General features: G+C 44.8%; 13 protein-coding genes and 1 pseudogene. 4 read left to right on the top strand and 10 right to left on the bottom strand.

From position 1 onward, the window contains the following. Positions 1 to 402: 402 nt before the first annotated feature. The 6 genes and pseudogenes from V513_RS09920 to V513_RS09895 all read right to left on the bottom strand — a co-directional run. A complete protein-coding gene (locus V513_RS09920) occupies positions 403 to 1,656 on the bottom strand; it encodes an ABC transporter substrate-binding protein (RefSeq protein WP_099772622.1) in 1,254 nt (417 codons plus the stop codon). 11 nt (positions 1,657 to 1,667) lie between these two features. Then, the gene (locus tag V513_RS09915; RefSeq protein ID WP_099772621.1) at positions 1,668 to 2,678 is read right to left on the bottom strand and encodes an alcohol dehydrogenase catalytic domain-containing protein; all 1,011 of its coding nucleotides are present in this window, start codon (positions 2,676 to 2,678) and stop codon (positions 1,668 to 1,670) included. Between the two features lie 53 nt (positions 2,679 to 2,731). Beyond that, a complete protein-coding gene (locus tag V513_RS09910; protein WP_099772620.1) occupies positions 2,732 to 3,229 on the bottom strand; it encodes a molybdopterin-dependent oxidoreductase in 498 nt (165 codons plus the stop codon). A gap of 15 nt (positions 3,230 to 3,244) precedes the next feature. Continuing rightward, entirely contained in the window at positions 3,245 to 4,846 is a 1,602-nt protein-coding gene (locus V513_RS09905) for a metallophosphoesterase (RefSeq protein WP_099772619.1), read from the bottom strand. A 20-nt stretch (positions 4,847 to 4,866) separates the two neighbouring features. Beyond that, on the bottom strand, positions 4,867 to 5,604 hold the full coding sequence (locus V513_RS09900; protein ID WP_099772618.1) for a class I fructose-bisphosphate aldolase: 738 nt from the start codon (positions 5,602 to 5,604) through the stop codon (positions 4,867 to 4,869). A 278-nt stretch (positions 5,605 to 5,882) separates the two neighbouring features. After that, positions 5,883 to 6,554, bottom strand: a pseudogene (locus tag V513_RS09895) (formylglycine-generating enzyme family protein); the annotation flags it as partial. 46 nt (positions 6,555 to 6,600) lie between these two features. Between V513_RS09895 and V513_RS09890 the strand changes: the two are divergent. Continuing rightward, the gene (locus V513_RS09890; protein ID WP_099772617.1) at positions 6,601 to 6,795 is read left to right on the top strand and encodes a hypothetical protein; all 195 of its coding nucleotides are present in this window, start codon (positions 6,601 to 6,603) and stop codon (positions 6,793 to 6,795) included. Between the two features lie 44 nt (positions 6,796 to 6,839). On the opposite strand, the gene V513_RS09885 is transcribed toward V513_RS09890, so the two are convergent. The 3 genes from V513_RS09885 to V513_RS09875 form a co-directional block, all read right to left on the bottom strand. After that, positions 6,840 to 7,265, bottom strand: a complete 426-nt coding sequence (locus V513_RS09885; protein WP_006489991.1) for a flavodoxin family protein — start codon at positions 7,263 to 7,265, stop codon at positions 6,840 to 6,842. Between the two features lie 31 nt (positions 7,266 to 7,296). Continuing rightward, positions 7,297 to 7,980: a histidine phosphatase family protein gene (locus V513_RS09880; RefSeq protein ID WP_006489993.1), complete on the bottom strand. Its 684-nt coding sequence runs from the start codon at positions 7,978 to 7,980 to the stop codon at positions 7,297 to 7,299. Between the two features lie 219 nt (positions 7,981 to 8,199). After that, positions 8,200 to 8,574, bottom strand: a complete 375-nt coding sequence (locus V513_RS09875; RefSeq protein ID WP_099772616.1) for a hypothetical protein — start codon at positions 8,572 to 8,574, stop codon at positions 8,200 to 8,202. Between the two features lie 555 nt (positions 8,575 to 9,129). Here V513_RS09875 and V513_RS09870 point away from each other — a divergent pair. From V513_RS09870 to V513_RS09860, 3 genes are read left to right on the top strand one after another with little or no spacing between them, the layout of a single operon-like run. After that, positions 9,130 to 9,939 carry an acetoacetate decarboxylase family protein gene (locus tag V513_RS09870; protein ID WP_099772615.1) on the top strand — a complete coding sequence of 270 codons (810 nt, stop codon included), beginning with the start codon at positions 9,130 to 9,132 and terminating at the stop codon, positions 9,937 to 9,939. A 19-nt stretch (positions 9,940 to 9,958) separates the two neighbouring features. Further along, complete coding sequence (locus tag V513_RS09865) at positions 9,959 to 10,765, top strand: SDR family NAD(P)-dependent oxidoreductase (protein WP_099772614.1); 807 nt, start codon at positions 9,959 to 9,961, stop codon at positions 10,763 to 10,765. A gap of 15 nt (positions 10,766 to 10,780) precedes the next feature. Next, entirely contained in the window at positions 10,781 to 11,980 is a 1,200-nt protein-coding gene (locus tag V513_RS09860) for a hypothetical protein (protein ID WP_257212057.1), read from the top strand. Positions 11,981 to 12,159: 179 nt separating this feature from the next. Here V513_RS09860 and V513_RS09855 read toward each other — a convergent pair whose 3' ends face one another. Beyond that, positions 12,160 to 16,368, bottom strand: a complete 4,209-nt coding sequence (locus V513_RS09855; RefSeq protein WP_099772612.1) for an acyl-CoA dehydratase activase — start codon at positions 16,366 to 16,368, stop codon at positions 12,160 to 12,162. Positions 16,369 to 16,533: the final 165 nt, after the last annotated feature.

The following is a 16,533-nucleotide window of genomic DNA, read 5'->3' as shown; positions in this document are numbered from 1 at the left end:
ACAAGGTTATTTTTGAGCCCGGTCCAGAACAGATTGTCTGACACCATGTCTTTGAAATTATCAAGGCCGGAGAAGTACTTTCCTCCTCCGAAGACAGCGTCGGAGAAGAAACTGTTGTATATCCCGTTGACAAATGGGTATACACTTATTAGCGCTACTACTATCAGTACAGGCAGTATATATGGCAGTGCTTTCGCTGTTTCGCTCTTTCTGATTGGTCATCACTCCCAGCAGTTACCGAGTGAATCGGTATTATGTATCTCATCGATTGCCAGTATTACTGGACACTGGCGACCACACTCCAGTTATATGGAAACGTGAAATGAACGTCTCAAATAACTCTAGCTGCGTTGCAAAGGGCTTTTTAGGGTATTTCTTTCATTTTACTGCAGTTGCAACAAATCACTGAAGCCCGAGCTTTTTCAGCATTTTGTTTCCCTCAGTGACTGTATCCTTTAGAGCTTCATCCAAACTCATACTCCCAAGAATCACCTTTTCCAGATTGGGAACAAACAGTTTCCATTCGAAAGTATAGAATCCAGGCATTCCGGGTTTAACGTTGTCTGAGTATTGGAGCCAGGCTTTTGCTATGTCCCATTCGTTCTCAGGTGAATCAAATCGCGCGTCAGCAATTGCCGATTCCCTTACCGGGAAAAGATAGTCGCTGAAACTTATCTCTGCTGAGTTCTCGGTATTCGTCATGAATTCTATGAATGCAAAAGCTTCATCCTTATGTTTGGAGAGTTTCGAGATACCAAGAGCCTGAGGATCAGATGCATTGACCTTGTTATCTCCGTTCTTGACAAGAAGCATACCCCAGTTGAAGCCTTTATTCTGAAGCAAAAAACGTCTGTTCCAGCAGCCAAAGGTAACCATTGCGTACTTTCCGTTTATGAATCCCTGCATAAGAGAGGTGTAGTCTATACTTATAACATCTTTTGGCATTACACCATGTTCCGTTATTAGTGAGAGGTAGAACTCAATAGCTTCTCTAGCTCCCTCATTAATCTCAACCTTCCATTTATGATTGCTGTCCTTTGTAAGTATCGTTCCATCTTTCTGAGCGATCAAGGTCCAGTGAAACCTTTCCATTAGAGGAGCAAGGATTCCCCAGGTTATTACATTTCCGTTCTCATCTTTCCTTGTAACTCTTTGCGCGATATCAAGCAGCTCTTCCCACGAAATCATTCTGTCGAGAGGTAATCTAATTCCGTTTTCTTCGAATGTATCCTTGTTGTAGAAGATCACTTGCGTTTCCTGGCACCAGGGGATCCCATAAAGATTTCCGGCAAAATCATAGCAGTCTTCGAATATATGGGCCGGAATATCACCAATCATATCGTCAGTGACGTAACTGTTAAGGGGGGCCGCATACCCCATCATTCCATATTCTCGGAATTTCTCGGCGTCAGTGTGGAAGATGTCCGGCGCGTTTCCACCTTGAAAACTTGTCAGCAGATACTGGTCTGAAGACTCCCAGGTGCCCCAGATAATGTTCACCTGAATATCTGGATTCTTTATGTTCCATAAATCGACCAGATCGTATATCTTGTCAACCGTTGCAGGTTGCCAGGCAAGACAGTAAAAGTCCAGAGTAACGGCGAAGACCGCCGAAGTGATTATTAGAAGTAGTGAGATTATAAATATCTTCTTCACTCAAATCCCTCCTAGCTTGAGACCTTAACGACAATCTTGATTTTGGTCTTGTCTGTGGCGTCTTTGAACGCTTCTACGATATTATCGAGGTCCCATACTTTGGAAATCAGTTTAGAAAAAGAATCTGGATCACTGGTGATGAAGCCGAAGGCCTTCTTAAAATCCTTCTCGGAAAAACCAAAAGCGCCGACGAGGTCCACCTCTCTATAGTGAATGAAGTAAGGATCTATCTCTAGGACCGTGTCTCTCGACATTCCGCCAAACAACTCAAATGTTCCGCCTGGATGGACGAAAGGCAGAAGCGAGTTGACAAGTTCCTTTCTATCATTTGCAAGGATGATTGAATCGAAGCGAGGATCACTGTTCTTGAAGCTTTCGAAACCAGACTCACTGAAGTCTATCGTTTTAAGACCACAGTTCTCAGCCATAGATAGCCTGTTCTTATCAATATCGGAAATGTATGTCTCACATTTCAAGTTTTTCAGAGCGTTTCCAAGGAGTAACCCCATAGGACCGCTTCCAACAACCAAGACTCTATCTTCGGGGATTATCCTGGCTTTGTCTATACCATGAATTGCACAGGCCAGCGGTTCCGTCAGGGTTGCAGTACTCTCGGGGACATGATCTGGGATCTCAAGAGTTGCCCTTTTCAGGATCTCTAAGGGCACTTTCACATACTCGGTAAATGCTCCTTCAACCCAATGTTTCTTTGAACAGAGCTCGGGAACTCCCTTCTGACACATTTCACATTTGCCGCACTCTATGTACGGAGCTATCACGTAGTTAGCATCACCGAAATCGAAGTCTACCGACGCTCCCTTTTCAACTATCTTTCCGGTGAACTCATGCCCTAGAATGCAAGGCGGTTTGAACATGTGATGCCCTTTGTTGAATGTCTTTATGTCTGTACCGCAGACGCCAACCATACCTATCTTCACGAGACCTTCATCTGCCTGGATAATGGGCTTGCTAATATCATCGATTTCGATCTTCCCGATGCCCTTGTAGATTGCTGCCTTCAAATTAACCACCTCTTATCCCAGATAATGGGGGAGTTGCCTCCCCCATCACGAAATCACATCTCAACCCTAACTTCGATTACGTACCATGCCCAGTTGTCAGACGGGTACTTGTCGGTGATCTCCGGGAAGTCGTTGATCGGATATGCAAGCTTTATGGGGCCGCCTTGGCTCGCAGGGAGAGCCCTGAGGTTTTCGCCCGATCTGGTCGAGTGAGTCAGCATTATCGGATACTTCAATGCATCTTCGTAAGAGATTGCAAATTCCTTTTCATCAGAGCATACCAAAACAACATTCTTTGTTCCGGAAGGAACTCCCACGAACTTCAAAAGATCGGCGAGAGTCACTCCAACATATGTCTTGTCTCCCATCCACGGATCGGTTACAAAGAACTCGGTTTGGGGCAGTTCTTTGAACTCATCCAGCGTGAGTTGCCAGACACCTTCCTCATTTCTCAATGCGATCACGCCACTTATTTTGATTACAGGATCTGCGATTACCGCAGCAGAAATGAGAAGCATTGCCGCAAGAACAACCAGTAAGGCTTTCTTCATACGTATTTCCCCTCCTTATTCTTCCTGAACAATTCCCTCGGCGACCAACAGCTCGATCGGATCAACCACTCTCTCGCTGTTTCTAAATATCCCGTACAGAGAGTATTTATAGTCTTTTGAAATGGTGAAGGGAACGTCCAGATTGGTTATTTGAACCATGAAAGTATCACTACCATCGTTAAATGTGTAGCTTTTACCCCACTGACCGGTATTGGAACAATTCGAAACAAGCACAAGTGATCCCTCGAAGTATTCTGGATTGGTTTTCATAGATTTGATATCTACCGGGGCGCTTCTAACGAAGAGCTTCTTTCTGAACTCTCTATCTCCAGAGCGAACAACTATCTCATTCAGCCCATCGTCACAGGAAGAAAGATTGACATTGAAGTAGTACTCGCTCCAGAATCTCATATCTTTCTTCAAAACATCGCATTCCACGATACGGTCATTGAGAAGTACTACGATATCTTCTGTTGAAGGAAACGTGCAGAATCTGACGTACTCGACTCCGGAATAGGGGGCCTCTCTGCTCATGTCGAACCAGCCGGAATTATCATCTGCAAGAGTTACGAAACAGTAATTCAAATCGCTTCTCTTCATCTCAAAAAGTGTGAACCCATATTCATCACCAGTTGGAGAGGGGCCTTCCCACCATGCTCCAGAAACGGCACCACAGGTTAGTTCCACAAATGGAGCATCGAAGTACTCAATCATTGTGTGCTTGTGACCGGTAATGTGGTATGAACAATCATCAGCAAAAATCTGCATCAGTTCGTAGTAGTTATCGGTCTTGGCTAGACTGAACACCGGTTCATGTGAAAAGATCACGATTCTATTATTATTATCAACTAGCTCAATGTCCTTCTTCAACCATTCAAGCTGCTCAGAATCGACTTCGTAAACGAAACTGCCTTCGACGATGTTGTGAGTGTTAAGAACTATGTAGTGTGTTCCAAAGCTGTTGAAAGAGTAATACGCGGGCCCGTAGACGTTGTGAAAAATGTCGTACGGATCGGCCTTCTTCTTGTTTGTCTCGTGATTTCCAACGGAGTAATATACAGGGATATTCGAGATGGTTAGATAGTCTTTAACCTTTGTAGCCCATCTGGTTGCAACTTCGTCGTCGATATCTTTGATGCTTGCTCCCATGTCTCCGTTGCATACGATGAAATCGGGCTTGACTGTCTCGAGAATCGAAACAAGCTTGGTCATGTATTCATCTGGACTGTCAATCATCTCTCTGTCACCTAGAGATTCATAGAAGAGGTCGGGGTCATCCGCGTAGTGAATATCGTTTACAACGGCAAAGATACCATTCTCCACAGATGGCATCAGCAAGAAATCGTGATTCTCAAGCCCCTTAACATACCATTCGCTGCACAAATATCCGTCAGGTTTGATCAAGAATACATAACCATCTGAACCGGGAATACTATAGACCCCCTCACTGTCTGAAGAGACTATCTCAACTCCGTTTGAAATAAGGCAACCCTGAAGGGTCTGATCTTCCGAGTCGAGTATCCCGTTTGAGTTCAGATCAACAAACACATGGCCCTCAATTCCGAAAACAGTGCCGAGAAAAAGAAATAAGAAAACCAGCAAGAGTGCTTTCTTCATAAACGCCCCCTCTTTTCAGACTAGCCGTGAACAGTTTTCAGAAGCTTTTCGACATATTCAGTCTGGTCATCGGCTTGAAATACATTCCTGCCGTAAGCAACCCCCTTTGCGCCGAGCTCCAGAGCCTCCCTTGCCATTTCGAAGGCATCCTTTCCCTTCGGTCCCCCGGCAATCACGACGGGTACAGGGACTGATTCCAGAACCTTCGTGAATGACTCAAAGCCCGTATAATAGACTTTTACAAGATCGGCACCCAGCTCATACGCTACTCTCGTTCCCAGTGCAATATACTCCGGATCAGTAAAGTGGTCCATGGCCTGAGGAAGCATTTCTGCAATCAAGGGCATTCCTAGCTTGCTGCATTCTTCTGCCACTTTTCCGATAATTTCAAGCGACGCGTTTTCACCGTCTCCACCCATGAATCCCATAACAACCACACCGTCAGCTCCTATTGACAACGCATGTTCGACGGAAGTAGTGATTCTGTGGTAGTCAAACTTTGTGGAGTAGTTAGTAGAGGCCCCCGTTATTCTGCATAGAATCGAAACCTTTCCTCCAAGCAAATCTCCGTTCTTTTCGATTACGCCCGGATTTAGAATCATTGCATCGGGCCGGCCAGCGACTATGTTGCTTAATGTCCTCCTGACATCCTTGATGCCTTCTATCGGACCCTGGAACTGCCCGTGATCCATAGCAACGATCACCGTCTTTCCGTCTTCTCTGAGTATCCGGTTCATTCTAATCAGTTTTCCCGTCATGACATCTCTCCTATCATTTGTTCAGAACATATGTACCTAGATTATAGTACATTCCTTTAGGAAAACAAAACAGAAGCAAAGGATTTGGCAGTTTTATTTTGGGTGAACAATTAGGAATAGGAGTGAAATTGGTTTCGGCGTTTTGACCCATGAAGGTGTGCTACTGTTCAATTTCCGTTCTTTTCTGCTGCAGCAGATAATCAAGTTATGGGTTAGCTTTGACACCAGATGATTCGGGACACGGTTCTATTATGGAATGAAGATTGTTGTAGAAGCCTTCACTTTGCTGTTCTAGAGATTCTGAAGCCGACATTTGTGATGGCGTGACCTGGCAAACCCTTAGATCTCACATCGATACTGAGACCGACGGGGCAGTCTATCCAGCTGGCACCTCTCTTAACTCTGTAAGCTGAGAAGCTGTCAACATATGGATTCGTTTCTTCTGAAGAGGAGTAGTCTGTGTGATAGTCACTAACCCATTCCCAGACATTTCCAGACATATCGAAGATTCCCAGTTCGTTTGGAGCTTTGGTTCCGACCGGATGGGTCAAGTTCTCTGAGTTAGATTTGTACCACGCTACCAGGTCAACTGAGTTTCCTCACGATCTTGTGTAGCCTTCACTCGCGTTACCGCCTCTCACCGCAAATTCCCATTCAGCATCAGTCAGAAGCCTGAAATCCTCTACTTCGGAGGGATCAGTTGTTCTTTCGCCACTTACATCAAGCAGATTGCCCTCGGAATCGTGGGCAAGGGGTATCCCCTGCTTATTGCTAAACCAGTTGCAATAAGCTATCGCATCCGACCAGCTCACGTTCATAACTGGTCTGGCGCCTTTTCCCCAACCGGAGTCGTCGGGAAGTATTCTTCCCGTTTCATCACAGAAAGCCTCATATTCTTCGAAGGTGACTTCAAACTTCCCGATGTAGAAATCGTAATTCAAATGAATTTGTCGAACCGGCTCATAATCAACGCCTTCCTCTCTCCATGTGGTTCAGATGAGAAAGCTTCCGCCGTTGACAAGAATATGTTCCGGCATTGAAGCGCTTAAAGAAGCGGCGAGAAGAGCAATTATGAATGTCGCGAATAGTCTATACATTGGGATTCTCCTGAGAAAATCGTCTTTGTTAGAAGAAGCAGGAGATACCGTTTACACAAGTGAGATTTCTGGCTTTTTTTTTGCTGAACTGTAAAGCATCTTGATTCCTTTTCGTTCTCACACTAAGATCGGCATTTATCATAGAAAAAAAGAAGAAAGGTCTTCAACCAATTTCTCAATTTTCTTCTCTCTTCCGAAGCTCCACCAGCCAACGCTTCCCTGTCCAACTATTTCGGCGCCCTTGTCTTTGCAGATGCTCTTCATGTATTTTAATGTCTGTTTTCTTCCCATTGAGGCCGGAAAGAGACCAGTAGCCATAAGGGCAACTTTTTTGCCCTGGAGGGACTTCATTTTGGCAAGATAACTCTTCATGGGATCAGCGGGTGCTCCACCATTAACTGGAGAGCAAAAGATAAGGCCCTCGTATCTTTCGAGATCGGGGGTTTCCGATCTCAGTCTTATCACAGATGCTTCTTTTCCTGCAGAAATCAGCCTGTCTCTTAGTTTTTCGGCAACGTACAGCGTATTTCCGGTCTTTGAATAGGCAATTATTCCAATCTTCACTACTGTCGCCTCCTTCGAAATTATCTTTCATTCAATCTTCTGAGTTCCAGATATTCTCTATCGGTTCCTTTTCAAAATCCAGTTCCATATGCGATGTGTTTGCCCAGTCTAGAAGCTCCAGAGAAATCGAATCGCCACATCTGCATGCCTTCACCGTGGTAATGGCGCAGTTGGTTATCGAGATACCGGATCTTGAGAAGAAACTCTTAGGGTCGATCCCGCTGCAGACGAAGGGAAGTGTCATTGACAGAAAGCCTCCGTGACTCACGGCCAGAACCTCTCCCTCTGGACATTCATCTATGATAGTATTAATTGCTTTCCAGAACCGTCCGATCACTTGTCTGTGACTCTCACCCTCGGGAATTCGCATGTCTTCCTTGCCGCCGATCCAGTCTCTGACAAGCTTTAGGAATGCGCCCGCTGCTTCGCCTTCAATCAACTTGCCCTCAAGTTCACCGACGTGAAACTCCCTGATTTCGTCCATGGGCTTGACCTCAATTTCCAATTCAGAAGAGACTATACTCGATGTTTCCATTGCTCTCAATATAGGTGAGGAATATATCCTGCATATATTTTTCAGACGCAGATAGCGTGCGGCCATTTCTGCCTGCCGTATCCCCTCTTTTGTAAGCGGAAATCCTTCATCGCCATTTGCGAATATCCTTTCTATATTTGCCTGACTCTGGCCGTGGCGCATGAGATATATTGTTGTCATTTTTTGCCTCCGTGAAGTTACTCAAGAAGATGATAACAGATTTGGTCTGAAGGTTTTTTGGTCAAAACTCACAGAGTATTATGCGATAACTCAGAGTGCTCGACCCGTTTTGATAAGACTTGGGTTCCAGAGGTCAATATGTGAGATGAATATATGGATTCTAAGGCAGTTTTAGAAAGATAACTCTTGTCCTCTTGCTGATTTTACGAATATGTCGGCCTAACGCCTAGTTGCCTCCCATGTTCCTTCGGCTGAAGGTTCGAATCTAGTGAAGGTTCCCGACATTGTTCCTTTCTCAGCGACTCCAGCGAAATCTATTTTGCTTTCAGAGGTCCAGGTGTTGATATTTACCTTATGATCGTTGGAGATCATCCCAAAAAGCTCTTTACAGGTTGAATCAAGACAGAATTTTCCCCTGTAGTTATAGATTATGTGCTGCTCGATATGAAAAGTAGCTGTCTTCGAGGCTCCACCAGAATAAGTCATTACAACATCCCAGCTTCCATTCAAATTAGGAAGTTCAAAGAACAGACACCCAGATGCAAGGAAGATTATCGCCAATATCGAGAGTGCGGTCAAAAAGCTTTTCTTCATTCTCCATCCCCTCCGTGTAAAAAGCACATTCTTTCTTGGGCTAACTACGGAATCTACAAAGAGCGCGAATTTGCTCCAATTATACAGTGAATTAAGCTTTGAAAGGGGAATCTTCGTCGCTGCTGAACAGCGATTTTCTATGAGAAAAGACGATAGCACTACTGATCAAATATAGCAATTCCGTGTAGTTAAAAAGAAACTATGAAGCAGAGGCCTCGGAGACAATATCATGTGGAAGCGACATAATTTATGCTGATATTACTTGAACATTACGCTTATTGCTCATGTTGTGATGGATTCATTTTTGCTTGGAAGTTCATTAGATATTGTGATCTAATTAACATGAATTAGAGGCCGGGCTTCCCATACAATCCCTATTCATCCTGACTTCATCTACCAGTTTTTCGACGATTGCCAGACGGTTTTAGATTCATTAAAGGTCAATGATAGAGCAAATTCTCCGAGATGATTTCCAGAATCTTGTCGATCTAGAAGAATATGCGTGCGGCAGGATATTGAGTTCCATCATCCATAATGATGAGAGGAGGAAGTGAAGTGTCTGGGAAAAAAGGGAAATTCGTGTTTAACGCGGACTTTATCTACAAGATGCCGGTGCATTTCGGTGGGGCCCCATTCTACCCGGTTAGAGTTGTCTACGGTGATAATACAGTTATCTCTGTTGACTATGAAACAGACGAAAATGCTCTATTAAGCTACATTCCCGAGGACTTCGAACTTAAGGAGCCGGTTGTCAGTGTCCAGTATACCAATTGTCGGGATGTGGACTGGATGATTGGGGGAGAGTACAGGCTCATTCAGGTGACGACACCTGTAAAGTATGTTGGAAACTCAGAGGGTCTTGAAGGAGTCTACGCACTTGTAGTGTGGGAAAACAAGACCTGCCCGATAATCGGGGGACGTGAAGAGGATGGAGTGCCGAAGGTGTTCGCAGACATTTCGTCTGAGCGTCATCTGGAGAATCACTGGTTTGTGGCGGCCAGCTACGAGCAGTTCACATTCCTAAAAATCGATCTTCAGAGAGGTGATGAGGTAAGTGAAGAGGATCTGTCGGAGCTAAACAAGGATCCGAAGATCAATCTGTTTGGGTGGAGATATCTGCCTAATTTGGGAAAGGGTGGTGCTACTCTGAGCCATGCTACTCTGTATCCTCAAGAGATGGTGCTGAAAAAAATGTGGAATGGTACAGGCTCTGTGGAGTGGACTGGCCTGTCTTATGAGCAACATCCGTTGCAGACAAGGATCATAACGTCACTGGAGGCTTTGCCGATCAGAAGGGTTACATCGGCAAGTATGGCAAAAGGAATTGTGAAGTTGAATGTCGGCGATTCCAGGATACTTCCATGAATTACCGGAGGAGGAAGAGATGAACGAATACTTTGAAAATAAGGTTGCGGTTGTTACTGGAGCGGCTTCGGGAATCGGACTCGGTTTGACCGAGGAGATGCTCTCGAGGGGCGCGAAGGCTGTATTTATGGCAGATGTAAGTCAGGAAAATCTCGATAGAGAATCGGAAAGACTGAGTTCAAAGTATGAAGGGGAAGCAGTACCATTCCTTACCGATGTGACAAAAGAAGAGCAGGTAGAGAAGCTCATCAAATCAGCAAGGAAGTACGAAGGCCATCTTGACTTTGTCTTCAACAATGCCGGAATAGGTATGACTATTCCAACTGAGATGGTGACTCTCGAGATCTGGAAGAAAGTGATAGATATCAATCTCTGGGGAGTGATCTACGGAACATACCACGCCATACCGATTATGAGGGAGCAGAAGTCGGGCCACATAATTAATACAGCTTCCATCACTGGATTGGTTCCGGTCCCATATCAGGCGCTGTATGCATGCTCAAAGAGCGCGGTTAAAACTATGACTGAAAGCCTCTATTATGAGCTTTTCAATGAAGGATTGAAATTCAGCGTTGTATGCCCCGGAAATGTTAGAACGGCTATCTTCGGAGGGCTTACTCCTCCACCGGACTCAGTATCCGTTGAAGAAGCGGTGAATTACATAGTCGAAAAAATGGAGAAAGGAGATCTGTTGATAGTCTTCCCCCAGAAAATGCGCGATTTCGACGAGCTTTATCGAACAGACAGAGAAAAATTTGATGAATTTGCTTTCAATTTGGCAGTTGAAAGACGGGAGAACTACAGAACCAAAGGAACTTATTATTGATAAGGTCTGATGCCCATGAATCTGACAAAGGTTTTTGATGAATCGGAGCTGTCTCTGGAAGTAGTAATCTTGATGATTGCCGGACTCATCCTACTTATTACAGGGATACTGCTCTTTCCTGTGGCTACCGGAGGACTTCCCTATTATGAGAATGGTCTTTACGGACTTCTTCTGGTCATGTTCTCCCTGCAGATCATCTCAATGGGGAAAACTCCCTTTGGCGACTTGAAACGATCGAAGCTAGTCTTGCTTGCGGGACTTGTCGTTGGGGGGATTGGAACGATAACTTGTTTTGTTCCCGATGCCTTCAGCGATATTCCCAGATTTATGCTATTCTTTTTCTTCGGCCCGGGAGGAGCTCTATTGCTTCTTCAAATGATCCTGTCGAAGGATAAGCTCAAAGCCTGGTTTGAATACGGTGGAATCTTCAAACACTTGATTGCCGGATGCACGGTGGCATATGTTTCATCGATTCTCATATCAATACTTCTTTGGAATCAGAGCCTATTGAGTGTACAGATGATGGCGATCTTTGTTCTGATCTATGGGGCAGCTATCGCATATCTTTCGTTTGTCCTAAGAAAGATATACAGTAGTTACCCGCAAGAACAGAAAAGAAAGGATGGAGAAGTCGAACTCCCCATCGACAGGGCTATGATTCTATTTACAAGTGTTTTTATGATTATTCTGGGCGTCCTGTTGATACCGGTAAATCTAGGTCTCTTACCGTTCTCAGGAAGTGCCCAGCTTGGCCTTCTGATGATGATTTTTGCAATCCAGATGATTGCTTCGGGAAGCACCCCGATAGGGGTCTTTCCAAGGTCGCTACCTGTAATCCTTATAGGGTTTGTATTCGCTGCCCTGGGAACTGTGTCGTGCATCATCCCAGAGGTTCTAGTGTATCCTCTGACCGTTCTTGTTGGGGTTCTAAACATTCTAGGCGGAGCGATTTCAATTGGCAAGTTCCTTGGACAGCGGGCGAGCAGTGCCGATCAACACAAAGGTAAGATTCCAAAGATACTGGTGAAGTTGAACGTCTCTCAGCTGATTCTGAACGTTCTTGCGATTGCATTCGGTTTATCTATGTTGATCTCTCATCTCTTGCCGGGACTGGTTGTTGGCGTGGTTTTGGCTGCTAATGGGGTGGTGCTCCTGTACTTGCTTTACATTTTGTTCATTATAGACAGAATCCAAAAGGAGATGGGAACCGAATGATCGCTAAAGATATATCAAAGATAATCAACTCAATTCAGAGAAAAAACCGTTTCATCTGATTCACGCGACAACTTTGTGTGACCTTAGTCTCGATGCGTTTGTGGGAAGTATCGTCCGGAAACTCGGTTTTCGAATCATGGATCATTCATGTTGCGATGCGACTCCTGATCTCTTAAGTGTTATTTGAATTCCTGGCTTTCCAGTTCCATCGAAAGTGATTTGACTCTCTTCACCTGTACTACAAAAGATTCAAGTCGGCTTTCTACCGTCGGAGTGAACGGGTTTCCATCGGACTCAAAGAACAGAATCGGAATGTTGCCAGCGATCTTGAAGATCTCCCTCTTGAGCTTGCTGGAGTTTTCTCTCAGGTGTTCCAGACCTCTTTCAGCAACAGCTTCGGCAATCCTTGTAGGCATACACCCAAATGGGCCTATAGAAATAACTCCATCGTAAGTATCTATCGATTCGAACAAAACGGCCCCAAGAGTAAGTATTGCCTCTCCGGTAAGCTTCGGATTCAAGAAGTCCTTCGAAGTGTTTACCATGGATTCTATGTCGACAAAGTGTGATTTGTACAGTCCACTTTTTTCAAGAATCTTCTTGATTCTTTTTTCAAATGCCTGTTTTACAAGGATTTCAACGTGTTTCGTTCCCCTCTTGAGTGGACCGAGTTCGGTCGGAACGTATTTCTTCAGCAGAATGTAGTCGAGATAATATATCCATTCTTCAATTGGAGAGGCATGCATGATTATTCCGTTGTCGGCAAAAAATAGCTCCAGAGACTTTCTTGAGAATTCGTCATTTCTGACGTAAATTTCTCCCGAGAGAAGGACTTTCGGTGCACTTTCGAAATCGCTCTTTAGAGGAATGTGAGAGATACTCTCGCAAATCTCCTCCAGTTTCTTGGTCATCTCACTAAAGGAGTCTCGTCTAACACTCTCAAGTATGATTTTGCGGGCCTCTTTGGTCGCTTTGACTGCCTCATCTCTGTCGGATGCCAGTGTAAGCAAGGCATTTTCAACGTTGCAGAATTCGTCTGCGATAATCATGCTCGCCCAGATTCTCAGTTTTGCCTTGAGTCCAATGCCTGCATAACCATTTTCAGAATTGAGAGAGAAAAGGAGAACATTGCTCGCGTTGTTCTTGTCTAGCCAAAGATCTATGTAAGTGCTGTACTGTCCAAATCGGCAAGGTCCGCGAGTATCGGGCATGAAGTACATAAGTATGCTTTCGTCGTCCTTGTTTTCCTCGAGGTAACGAATAAGGCTTCCCAAAGTCAGGTGAAAAGGCAAACACTCCTTGGATAATGAGTTGGATTTTCCCAGTTGAAACTCCAGTTCGGTTGGCCTGGGGAGAACGTGAGTGTTTATACCGACTTTTTCGAATGCTGCCGCCATAAGCCGAGCCGCAAACTCGCCCATGGTGGGAACGATTACTTTGACCGAAGGATCTGTAATGGGTATGTGTCTTCCGTCCTGCAGTTCTATACTGAAAGTCCCGTTGTTCGTCAACAGTTTTGGCCGTTTCGCCCTGTTGTTCTCGCCCAAATTCGTCTTTCTTTCGAGGGAGCTTCTGACGACATCGGCGAAGGCTTCTATCCTTGTCTCCACTCCGGCGTCTGACGTATGACTATCCAGTTCCAGAATCAGAGATGGCTTTTTCCCCATAATGTCTCTGAAGAAGGAGATCAAGAACGAATCAGGCCCGCAGCTGAAGTTAGTTATGTAAAGTGCGAATAGCTTTGGATTGCTTCTTACATATCTGGCCGCTTTCAAGTTCATCTCGCCCCAGGCCCAGTACATCTTCTCATACGATCTTTCGTTTTCATAAGGAAGAGCGTCAAAAGTTACCACCGGGATTCCACGTGAAGCGAGTTTCTCTGGGATCCCCATATTTGCATCACTGGAAAAGGCATTGTAGGCTCGGCCGAAGATAACGACACCGAAATCCGATTTCTCTAGGTTCTCAAGAAATCTGTCTCCTATTTCTTTAATCCTTCTTACGCTGTCTTCGTAGGATCTTACTCCATTAGAAAAGGCAGTCAAAGCTTCTTTGCGATTCCTTCCCAGTGACTTCGCAAGCGAGACGAACTTCTCCTTCTCTTTCTCAAGGCCCAGTGAGAAATCGAAGAAATCTGTCAAAATTCTTTTCGATTTGAGTTCCTCAAAACTCCCCATGAGCCAGTCCGGTTCGCTCTGGACAAATGGACAGAACACCGAGTTTTCAACGGAGTTCGCAACCTCTAAGCCCTTGACTGCTGGAATGAAGAAATAGTCGGGATTCTTCTCCAGAAGATCATAAATATAACCATGAGACAGTTCAACTGGAAAACAGAATTCGGATTTCTTTCTGTCCCAGCCCCTGGGGTCGGACTTTTCCGGTACGACAATTCTGAACCCGAGACTGCTGAAGAAATTCGAGAACAAAGGAAAGAGAGTATTCATTGAGAGAGACTTGCTGATTCCTATAGTCTCAAGGCCCTTTTCTTCTGGCAGTTCAAAGACTATCTTCTCCCTATCGGTGGTATATATGTATTCGTTTCTGTTTATGGGAAGGTTAAGACGAACATTTTCGTACTTGTTGCAAGCGCCGCCGAAGGGAAACTTCTTTCCTCCAACTTCAATTATTCGGATTGGACACTTCCTGTCGCATTTCTCTGCTCCACCGTTACAAATGAACGTGTTGAGATAGCGCACTTCTTTTGAGATCAAGGCTCCTAGCTCGAAGCGCTCCTCTTCCAGTTGACCCTCTTGAAGCTTTTCCTTAACCATGAGTGATACACCAAATGCACCCATGAGTCCAGGGTGAGGAGGAACAATTATCTCCTTTCCAGTAACTGCCGCCATTGCCACGGGGACAGCATGATTGAGACATACACCTCCCTGCATGAAGACTTTTTTCCCAACCGGTCTCATGGCCTTTACTCTATTTGTGTAGTTCAGACAGATAGAGTAAACCAGGCCGGCGCAGATATCTTCTCTGGAGATGCCCTCGTTGATTGCAGTCTTTATGTCGCTACTGATAAAGGCTGCACACTGATCACTGAAGTTTGGGGGAGATTGACCTTTAAGCGCATACTCTCCAATTTCTCTGTAATCTATGTTTAGAGATTCCTTTGCAGACTCTTCGAGAAATGAACCCGTACCTGCAGAACAGGCTTCGTTCATTGCGTAGTCTAGGGCAACGCCATTGGATAAGAAAGTGTACTTGGCATCCTGGCCGCCAATTTCAAATATAGTATCGACTTCTCTATCGAAGAATGAGGCAGCCCTTGCGTGAGCCATAATCTCATTGTAAACGGCACTCGTCTCGCAATAAAGACCGACTATCTTCCTTCCGGAACCGGTGACCCCAAGACCAATTATCTCGACGGGAACATCTAGTGAATTGCGGATTTCGTCAAGGCACTGTCGAGTAGCTTTTATAGGATCTCCCATAGTCCTGAGATATGAACTCGCTAGAATGGCATTGTCTCTGGCTCTCATAACAACCGCCTTGGTGGTAGTCGAGCCAACGTCCACACCGAGAATGCAAGAATCGCCGCTTTCAGCTGTTTTGAAAGGCATATCCTTGAAATCAACCATGTTTACGAACTTCGAAAGAGGTTCATTCTTTGGGAAAGTCATTACTCCTTCCTTGAAGACACTTTCTTTATCTATCTCGATTTCTTCGAGAGTATTAGCATATAGATAAGCGCCGAAGGCCTCAAAGAAGAGAGCCTCATCCGGTATGGTAATTTCGGCGATTTCTTTCAGATGGTTCAACATAAGGCGGTTTTTTGTTACTCCACCAACCAAAAGTATCTTTTTTACTCCAGCTCTGTGCATGAGTTCGCCGATCTTGTCAGACATGACCTTTCCAAGACCGTTGAGGACCGATTCTTTTGGTGTTCCCTTATTGAGAGCATGTGTACAGTCGCTCTTGCAGAATACGGTGCACCTTGATGAAAGCTCGTAAATCTCGTCTGTTTCAACGGCGTTTGCATCATCAAGGTCGATATCCATTCGCTTCATTTGCTGGAGGAAGAACTCGCCAGTTCCTGAAGCACATTTGCTGCCTGTAAATACGGCAGTAATGTTTCCCTTGTCGTTTAGCTTATACAGGGTAAAATTCTCCCCACCCACGCTCATAATCGCTTCATGATCTCCGTACTTGCTTTTCAGTTCTTTGTAGGCAAATTCAGTAGCTTCAACTTCGGGGATCTGGGGGAGATTCAACAGTTTTCTTCCCTTCTTTCCTGTTGCTACAACCAAACCTGTTTCAAGAATCTCTGGAAGAAAGCCCTTGAGTACTTTCAGTGGATTTCCTTCGTGCAGGAGTCGCCTGGGTGATTGCCCATCATACCAAGAAATAGTGCTTGAGCCTATGCAAAGTCCGATTCTATTCAAGAAGTTCACCTCAAACCATTAAACAGTCCAATGATAGCATAGACAGAGATTATTGTATTTCAGGATCGCAAAAATCTTCCGCTATGTGATTTACAGTTTTTTAAGTGGACTTTATTGCAAGAAGGTTAATCTTCAAAAAAATGGATTCCAATGAAGACGATTTCG

This window comes from Mesotoga sp. H07.pep.5.3 (genome assembly GCF_002752615.1).
Classification (GTDB): Bacteria; Thermotogota; Thermotogae; order Petrotogales; family Kosmotogaceae; genus Mesotoga; species Mesotoga prima.
The sequence above is the reverse complement of the archived record's forward strand: the minus strand, read 5'-3'. Positions and strand labels throughout refer to the sequence as shown.

What these genes read in the sequence shown, in the direction of transcription:
- V513_RS09890 (WP_099772617.1), top strand. Translation starts at nt 6,601, where the DNA reads ATGAGAAAGCTTCCGCCGTTGACAAGAATATGTTCCGGCATTGAAGCG.
- V513_RS09860 (WP_257212057.1), top strand. Translation starts at nt 10,781, where the DNA reads ATGAATCTGACAAAGGTTTTTGATGAATCGGAGCTGTCTCTGGAAGTA.
- V513_RS09900 (WP_099772618.1), bottom strand. Translation starts at nt 5,604, where the DNA reads ATGACGGGAAAACTGATTAGAATGAACCGGATACTCAGAGAAGACGGA.
- V513_RS09905 (WP_099772619.1), bottom strand. Translation starts at nt 4,846, where the DNA reads ATGAAGAAAGCACTCTTGCTGGTTTTCTTATTTCTTTTTCTCGGCACT.
- V513_RS09880 (WP_006489993.1), bottom strand. Translation starts at nt 7,980, where the DNA reads ATGACAACAATATATCTCATGCGCCACGGCCAGAGTCAGGCAAATATA.
- V513_RS09910 (WP_099772620.1), bottom strand. Translation starts at nt 3,229, where the DNA reads ATGAAGAAAGCCTTACTGGTTGTTCTTGCGGCAATGCTTCTCATTTCT.
- V513_RS09875 (WP_099772616.1), bottom strand. Translation starts at nt 8,574, where the DNA reads ATGAAGAAAAGCTTTTTGACCGCACTCTCGATATTGGCGATAATCTTC.
- V513_RS09865 (WP_099772614.1), top strand. Translation starts at nt 9,959, where the DNA reads ATGAACGAATACTTTGAAAATAAGGTTGCGGTTGTTACTGGAGCGGCT.